The following is an 8,338-nucleotide window of genomic DNA, read 5'->3' as shown; positions in this document are numbered from 1 at the left end:
TGATACGGCCGACCGTTCGCTGCGTGCGGAGATTATGCTGCTAGAGGAGCAAGTTGATGAAATGGAACGAGCCAATCGTAAAAAACATATTCATCGGCTAAATCATGGTGAATGTTCGGCACATGCGGGTATTATATTTAGTGAGATGATGAGCAACTTAGAAAGAATTGGTGACCATTGTGTCAACATTGCAGAAGCATCTATAAGAAAATAAGAAAGGGGGAGTTTGATGACAATTTTAGCGTGGACAATTATTATCCTATTATTTATTGCGGCATTTGCCGGGTTAGTTTATCCGATTATTCCAGCGGTTGTGTGTATCTTTGCAGGGTTTATTGTATATGGCCTCTTCTTCAACTTCGGTGACTTACCTTGGTGGTTCTGGCTTATTGAAATTTTATTAACAGTATTAATTTTCGGGGCAGATGCCATTTCAAACTGGATTGGTGTAAAAAAGTTTGGTGGCACAAATGCAGGGGTATGGGGAAGTACAATTGGTTTATTAATCGGACCTTTTGTTATTCCGTTCGCAGGTATACTATTAGGCCCATTTATTGGGGCTGTAGTCGCAGAATGGATTGTTAGTCGAAAAGATTTTTTAACAAGCTGCAAAATTGGGTTCGGTTCACTCATCGGATTCTTGACATCCGTTGTTACAAAAGGGATTATTCAAGTTATCATGATTGTCATTTTTGTCATTGCTGTCTAATCCTTGAAGTTTACTAGGATTTCAGTCAAAAGGCTGAAATATGCAGTTTCAGTGAATTTTATTTGAACAACCGGGAAGTTTTTGATAATCTAAGAGTGTAAAAACTAATATTTACTTATCTCAAGGAGGAATTTGAATTATGGCTTTTGAATTACCACAATTACCTTACGCGTTTGACGCACTAGAACCACACATTGATGCTCGTACTATGGAAATCCACCATGACAAGCACCACAACACATATGTACAAGGCTTAAACGGCGCTTTAGAAGGCAAATCAGAATTCGACGGTAAATCTGTTGAAGAAATCATTGCTAACTTAGATGCTGTACCAGAAGAAGTACGTACAGCTGTACGCAACAATGGTGGCGGTCACGCAAACCACTCATTATTCTGGACTTTACTTACTCCAAACGGTAAAGGCGCTCCAGAAGGTGAATTAGCAGCTGCAATCGATGCTAAATTCGGTTCATTCGACGCATTCAAAGAACAATTTGCTAACGCTGCAAAAACTCGCTTCGGTTCAGGCTGGGCTTGGTTATCAGTAGCAAACGGCGAATTAGAAATTTCTTCTACTCCAAACCAAGATTCTCCAATCATGGAAGGTAAAACACCAGTATTAGGTCTTGATGTTTGGGAACACGCTTACTACTTAAACTATCAAAACGTACGTCCAGACTACATCGCTGCATTCTGGAACGTTGTAAACTGGGATAAAGTAGCAGAACTTTACGCTGCTGCAAAATAATCCATTTTAAATGGAACAAAGCACGTACCCTTCACGTCATGAAGGTGCGTGCTTTTTTTATGGACGAAAAATTGCGTGAACCCGCTAAGACTTTATGTTTTTTAAGGTGAAAAATGATATACTACTAATTGTGAATTGAGCAGAAGGGGGGAATTTGATGCGACGAAAACAAAAAGCACAAAAGCAGCGCGCAGCGAATCCAAAAGCGAACCAACGCGCTAGTCTTTCATTTCGAATGAATGTTCTTTTCTTCTCGATTTTCGTACTATTTTCGGTCTTAATTTTACGCCTTGGTTACATGCAAATTGTCAAAGGTGAAGATTATGTAAAGGAATTACAAAAAACTGAGGAAGTAACGGTCAATACAAGTGTTCCGCGTGGCCGTATTTATGATCGTAATGGGAAAGTGCTCGTTGATAATGAAGCGAAAAATGCCATTACGTACACCAAATATCCTACAACGAAACAAACAGAGATGTTAGAAACAGCGACGGCATTATCAAAGTTAATAAAAATGGATACGTCGAAGTTGACTGAGCGGGACAAAAAAGATTATTGGATTCGTTTAAATGCAGATGCTGCTGCGGAAAAAGTTAGCAAAGAAGAGCAGGCAGCCATTAGTAAAAAAGGTGGCGAAACATCTGAAATTCAAGCCAAAATCGATAAACTTACACGAGATCGCATTACGAAAAAAGAATTAAAAACATTAACCAAATCAGATTTAAAAACATTAGCAATTTATAGCAAAATGGTTGCAGGGTATAACTTATCGCCACAGATTATTAAAAGTGATGGTGTAAGTGATAAAGAATTTGCGATTGTATCTGAAAGATTAAATAACTTACCAGGCGTTAACACAACAACAGATTGGGCACGTAAGAAAAAATCGGATTTAACTATCTTAGGGAAAACAACAACGCCTGAAGAAGGGATTCCGGCAGATAAGTTGCAATATTATTTAGCACGAGATTACTCACGTAATGACCGTGTTGGTAAAAGTTATTTAGAGCAACAATATGAAGAATTACTACAAGGTCAAAAAGCCGTTGTGAAAAGTGAAACAAATTCAAGCGGCCAAGTCGTTGATACGAAAACGATTAAAGAAGGGCAGGCCGGCAAAGACTTAGTCATTTCAATTGATAGTAAATTACAAGAAAAAACGGATAGTATTGTTGAAAAATACTTATTAAAAACAAAAGCAAATGGCACAGCCGGTTTATTAGACCGTGCATTCCTTGTAATGATGGACCCACATACGGGTGAAGTCTTATCAATGAGTGGTAAAAAGCTTGAAACCGATGAATCTGGCAAAATGAAAGTAACGGATTATTCGATTGGTGCCTTTACATCATCGTATGAAGTAGGGTCAGTCGTGAAAGCGGGTACGCTATTAACAGGGTATTCATATGGTGCAATTACCCCAGGTACAGGTATTTTGGATGCACCGATGAAGCTTGGTGGCATGACGAAATCTTCTCTTTATAACCGATCAGGTGCACAATCAAGTGTTATCAGTGATAAGGTTGCGCTTCAAAAATCATCGAATGTGTATATGTTTAAAACAGCGTTAAAAGTAGCAGGTATTGATTATGGCCAACAAAGTATTAATGGCATCACAGCAGCTGACTTCCAAAAAATGCGTAATGGGTATGCTCGTTTTGGTTTAGGTGTGGAAACGGGTATTGATTTACCAGGCGAATTTACTGGGGTTAAAGGGAATGAAACATTACCAGGGAAATACCTCGATTTAGCAATTGGGCAGTATGATACGTATACACCGCTCCAACTAGCACAATATGTGTCAACTGTAGCAAATGGCGGGGATCGTATTGCACCGCATATTTTAAAAGAAATTCATGAGCCGTCTGAAAATGGTAAAACACTTGGTAGACTAGATAAAGAAATCGAACCAACTATTTTAAATCATACGAATAATACACAGGCAGAATACAATCAGGTTCATGAAGGTATGAGCATGGTTTATAATACGCCTAGCGGTACAGCTTCTAAATTCTTCTCGGATGCAAAATATAAAGCAGCCGGTAAAACCGGAACAGCCGAAGTAATTTACTACGGTCCGAAAAAGGAGAAATATGGTACGTATTCAATTACGGTATCTCACATTGGTTTCGCACCAAAAGATAATCCAGAAGTAGCTTATGCGGTTATTATGCCATGGATGTCTACGACTGCAGAGCACTCAACGCCTAATAACCTCATGGCACGTGAAGCAGTAGATGCATTCTTTAAATTGAGAAAACAAGAAACAAAAGATCAAAAGCAAACGGTCGGAGATAAAATTACTCGTTAAGCTTATAATAGGAAGAGAATCGCTTTATAGCGGTTCTCTTTTTTTATTTACATGGAATTTACAATGCTTTCATATTTCCTTACATAACTCAAATACGAGCCTTACAATCATTCTTTATAGTTAAACGTGTAAAGAATAACAAACGACATGTGTAGGGGGAAGTAACAATGAAAAAATGGAAGTACCTAATGGTGACATCAATGGCAACATCAGCTTTATTACTAGGAGCGTGTGGCGCTGATCAAAAGGCGAGTAATTCGTCATCAGAAACATCAACAAGCGCACAATCTGAAGAACAATTGCAAGGTAAAGTTGCAGGCGATGGCTCCTCTACTGTATCACCAATTATGGAAGCGATTGTTGAGGAATACGCAGCTACTCAACCAAAAGTTCAAGTTTCTGTTGGTGTATCTGGTACAGGTGGCGGCTTCGAAAAATTCATTAATGGCGAAACAGACTTCTCAAATGCTTCTCGACCAGTAAAAGAAGAGGAAGCGGCCAAACTAAAAGAAAAAGGCATTGATTATACAGAGTTTGAGATTGCCTATGACGGAATTTCAATCGTTGTTAACAAAGATAATGATTGGATTGAGGATGTGACCGTTAAAGAACTAGAAGAGATCTGGGTAGATAACGGCAAAAAGAAAAAATGGTCGGATATCAATAAAGACTGGCCAGATGAAGAAATTAAATTCTACTCGCCAGGAACTGACTCCGGCACATACGATTACTTTGTAAACGATGTACTTGAAGAACAGCAACTTGATAAATCAGCAACGCTATCTGAGGATGATAATGTTCTTGTAACAGGTGTTGAGTCAGATAAAAATGCGATTGGTTACTTCGGATTTGCTTATTACGAAGCGAATAAAGATAAACTAAAAGTTGTGAAAATTGATGGCGTAGAACCTACACATGATACGATTCAATCAGGCGATTACACACCGCTTTCTCGTCCATTATTCGTCTATGCAAACAATAAAGCATTAGAGGAGCCAGCAATGTATAATTTCATGGAATATGCGCTTGAAAATGCAGGTGCGATGGCTGAGAGCGTAGGTTATGTGAAATCACCAGATAACGTATATGAAGAAGATAAGAAAAAATTAGAAGAATTTAAAAAGTAAGCGATATAGCAGGTAAAAAGACGGTCTGCAAAGCATGCCGTCTTTTTAAATAGAAGGGAGTCTTTGAAGTTGGTCTCACAAAAACGAGAAAAGTCGCTCGATGTGCAGCAAATGATTGCGGACAAGAAAAAAAAGGGGCTTGGCCGCAAAGCAGAAAAAATAGTACCAGTATTGCTGTTTATTACAGCAGCCGTTTCTGTCCTCACAACGATTGGTATTGTGTTTACATTGATTTTTGAAACAGTGGAATTTTTCAGGCGTGTTAGCTTCTTGGAGTACATTACGGGTACGGAATGGCTACCTTTTGCAGGGGATCCTTCCTACGGGGTGCTACCACTCGTTATCGGAACACTGAAAGTAACGGGTATTGCAATTATCGTTGCGGTTCCACTTGGCCTTGCTGTAGCGATTTATTTAAGTGAATTTGCATCTGATAAAGTTCGTCGCCTGATTAAGCCAATTTTAGAAGTATTAGCTGGTGTACCAACAATTGTTTATGGCTTCTTTGCTTTAACGTTTGTGACACCGATGCTTCAAAAGGTATTTCCGAGTCTAGAGATTTTTAACGCACTAAGTCCGGGGATTATTATCGGTATTATGATTTTACCAACAATTGCTTCACTTTCAGAGGATGCTCTATCAAGCGTTCCAAATGCGATGCGTGAAGGGGCATTTGGCCTAGGCTCAACAAAATTTGAAGTGGCCTTAAAAGTTGTGCTACCGGCCGCATTATCAGGTGTCCTTGCATCGATTGTTCTCGCGATGTCACGTGCCATTGGTGAAACGATGATCGTGTCACTTGCAGGTGGCTCAACACCATTATTTAACTTTGATGTAGAAGGTTCTATTCAAACAATGACAGCGTATATCGTCCAAGTTTCAACGGGTGATGCAGGATATGGTACGACAATTTATTACTCAATTTATGCAGTAGGCTTCACATTATTTATCTTTACGTTGATGATGAATTTAATTGCGGGATGGATTTCGAAGAAGTTTAGGGAGGAATACTAAATGGCTTATATTAATCATGAGGTTGTCGAGCGCCAGATGACGAAGCGCCGTGTGAAAAATACGGTTTTTAAAAATATATTTCTTGGCGCAACCTTACTTGCCTTACTTGCATTAGTCATTTTACTTTATCGAATGATTACACAAGGTGCTGGTTATGTATCCTTTGATTTTCTTCAAAATTTCTCATCACGCTTTCCTGAGAAAGCAGGGGTATTTGCCGGGTTAGTAGGCTCTCTTGCAATGCTAGCAGTTGTTGCACCGGTATCGCTTCTACTTGGTGTAGGTGCCGCGATTTATTTAGAAGAGTATGCGAAAAAAAGTAAGCTGACGACATTTATTCAAATGAATATTTCAAATCTGGCAGGTGTGCCATCGATTGTATTCGGTTTATTAGGCTTAACGATTTTTGTACGAATGCTTGGCATGGGAAAAAGTATTTTAGCAGCAGGTTTAACGATGAGTTTATTAATTTTACCGGTCATTATTGTGGCAGCACAGGAAGCGATTCGCTCGGTACCAGGAAGTCTTCGTGAGGCATCTTATGGTATGGGCGCAACAAAGTGGCAAACGATTCGTAAAGTCGTGCTACCAGCGGCAATTCCAGGGGTACTAACAGGTAGTATTTTAGCATTATCACGAGCAATCGGTGAAACAGCACCACTTGTTGTTATTGGTATTCCCGTTATCGTGCAGTTTTTACCAGCGGGCGTATTAAGTGAATTTACGGCGTTACCGATGTTGATCTTTGACTGGGCAAAGCGTCCACAAGAAGAATTCCAATATGTTGCAGCGGCTGGTATTTTAGTGTTAATGGTGCTGTTAATTTTTATGAACAGTATTGCCGTATTTATTCGAAATAAATTCCAAAATCGTTATTAAGGGAGGACTTGTCATGGTACAAGCTATCGTACAGGAACAACAACAAGCCAAAAAAAGAGATGCAGGTTTTAAAAAATAAACAGCGTGAAAATGTCTATGAAACGAATCAATTAAATTTATGGTATGGCAATAACCATGCGTTAAAAGATATTAATTTAAATATTCAAGAAAATAATGTGACGGCCATTATTGGACCGTCTGGCTGTGGGAAATCGACGTATTTAAAAACATTAAATCGTATGGTAGAGCTTGTACCAGGTGTGCGTACAACGGGAGAAATTAATTATCGTCAGCACAATATTTTAGATAAAGGCTATTCGGTAGAGGAGCTACGTACAAAGGTGGGAATGGTGTTCCAAAAGCCGAATCCCTTTCCAAAATCAATTTACGATAATATTGCGTACGGACCGCGTATTCATGGCATCAAAAATAAAAAAGTATTAGATCAAATTGTTGAGCAGTCACTACGCGGTGCGGCCATTTGGGATGAGGTAAAGGACCGTTTACATGACAATGCATATGGTTTATCAGGTGGGCAGCAACAACGTGTTTGTATTGCACGCTGTCTGGCGATTGAACCAGATGTTATTTTAATGGATGAGCCAACTTCGGCACTTGATCCAATTTCGACATTAAAGGTAGAAGAACTTGTACAAGAGCTAAAAGAAAATTACTCGATTATTATTGTGACGCATAATATGCAACAAGCGGCGCGAATTTCAGATAAAACAGCCTTTTTCTTAAATGGTGAGGTCATTGAATTTGATACGACAGATAAAATTTTCTCAAATCCAACAGATAAGCGCACAGAAGATTATGTTTCTGGACGATTCGGCTAGGCTAGGGGGCTATGATGATGGTTGTTCGTGAAAAATATGAGCAAGAGCTTACGCGTGTGCAGCAGCGTCTTGTCGATTTATGTGAATTAGCGATTCATGCTTTTGATCACTCAGTAGATGGATTATTACAAAAAGATGTTGAAAAAGCATGGGTACTTATTGATCAGGACCGTTTTATTAATCGCCTAGAGCAGCATATCCAAGACGATGTACTATTACTAATTGCAAAGCAGCAGCCAGTGGCAACGGATTTACGTCGGGTGATGGTCATTGTAAAGGCGGCGAGCGAAATGGAACGTATCGGAGACTATGCCGTAAATATCGCAAAAGAAACGATTCGCCTTGGTGAGACAGAATTAACGCTACCAATTGAAAAAATTGATCGTATGCGGGGCCTTGCAGTAAAAATGCTACGTGATATGCTGCAATTGTTTATTACGGAAAATTTACTCGAGGCAAAGGTGCTCGCTGAAATGGATGATCAAATTGATGCGCTATATGGCGAGGCACTAACTGAATTATTAGAAGCAACCCATACACAAACTGGCGCAGAGAGTCAGCTACAGCAGTTGTCATTTGTATGTAAATACATCGAACGCGCAGCAGATCATGCGACGAATTTGGCAGAATCACTGTTTTATTTAGTAAAAGGAAAGCATTATGCTTTTGATTAAAAAAGAGGCTGGGACATATGTATAAAAACGACCGTTC

Annotated in this window: 9 protein-coding genes; all 9 read left to right on the top strand. The window is 39.3% G+C overall.

All coding sequences use genetic code 11. The features are described 5' to 3' along the window. The coding region (locus tag KTHG_RS06830; RefSeq protein ID WP_305000240.1) for a PhoU domain-containing protein at nucleotides 1-214 on the top strand (214 nt) is incomplete at its 5' end. Nucleotides 215-229: 15 nt separating this feature from the next. After that, complete coding sequence (locus KTHG_RS06825) at nucleotides 230-709, top strand: DUF456 domain-containing protein (protein WP_139992373.1); 480 nt, start codon at nucleotides 230-232, stop codon at nucleotides 707-709. 139 nt (nucleotides 710-848) lie between these two features. Further along, nucleotides 849-1,457, top strand: coding sequence for a superoxide dismutase (locus KTHG_RS06820; RefSeq protein ID WP_126990289.1), 609 nt, complete (start codon nucleotides 849-851; stop codon nucleotides 1,455-1,457). 157 nt (nucleotides 1,458-1,614) lie between these two features. Continuing rightward, nucleotides 1,615-3,768 (top strand): peptidoglycan D,D-transpeptidase FtsI family protein, encoded by a 2,154-nt coding sequence (locus tag KTHG_RS06815; RefSeq protein WP_139992371.1) that lies wholly within the window; start codon nucleotides 1,615-1,617, stop codon nucleotides 3,766-3,768. A 167-nt stretch (nucleotides 3,769-3,935) separates the two neighbouring features. After that, nucleotides 3,936-4,895 (top strand): PstS family phosphate ABC transporter substrate-binding protein, encoded by a 960-nt coding sequence (locus KTHG_RS06810; RefSeq protein ID WP_139992369.1) that lies wholly within the window; start codon nucleotides 3,936-3,938, stop codon nucleotides 4,893-4,895. Nucleotides 4,896-4,964: 69 nt separating this feature from the next. Beyond that, nucleotides 4,965-5,909: a phosphate ABC transporter permease subunit PstC gene (pstC, locus tag KTHG_RS06805; protein WP_233600542.1), complete on the top strand. Its 945-nt coding sequence runs from the start codon at nucleotides 4,965-4,967 to the stop codon at nucleotides 5,907-5,909. After that, the gene (pstA, locus tag KTHG_RS06800; RefSeq protein WP_126990286.1) at nucleotides 5,910-6,788 is read left to right on the top strand and encodes a phosphate ABC transporter permease PstA; all 879 of its coding nucleotides are present in this window, start codon (nucleotides 5,910-5,912) and stop codon (nucleotides 6,786-6,788) included. A gap of 59 nt (nucleotides 6,789-6,847) precedes the next feature. After that, nucleotides 6,848-7,627, top strand: a complete 780-nt coding sequence (gene pstB, locus KTHG_RS06795) for a phosphate ABC transporter ATP-binding protein PstB (RefSeq protein WP_139992762.1) — start codon at nucleotides 6,848-6,850, stop codon at nucleotides 7,625-7,627. Nucleotides 7,628-7,644: 17 nt separating this feature from the next. Next, on the top strand, nucleotides 7,645-8,301 hold the full coding sequence (gene phoU, locus KTHG_RS06790; protein WP_139992367.1) for a phosphate signaling complex protein PhoU: 657 nt from the start codon (nucleotides 7,645-7,647) through the stop codon (nucleotides 8,299-8,301). Nucleotides 8,302-8,338 lie beyond the last annotated feature (37 nt).

The sequence above is a fragment of the Kurthia sp. Dielmo genome (assembly GCF_000307285.2).
GTDB lineage: Bacteria > Bacillota > Bacilli > Bacillales_A > Planococcaceae > Kurthia > Kurthia populi.
The sequence above is the reverse complement of the archived record's forward strand: the minus strand, read 5'-3'. Positions and strand labels throughout refer to the sequence as shown.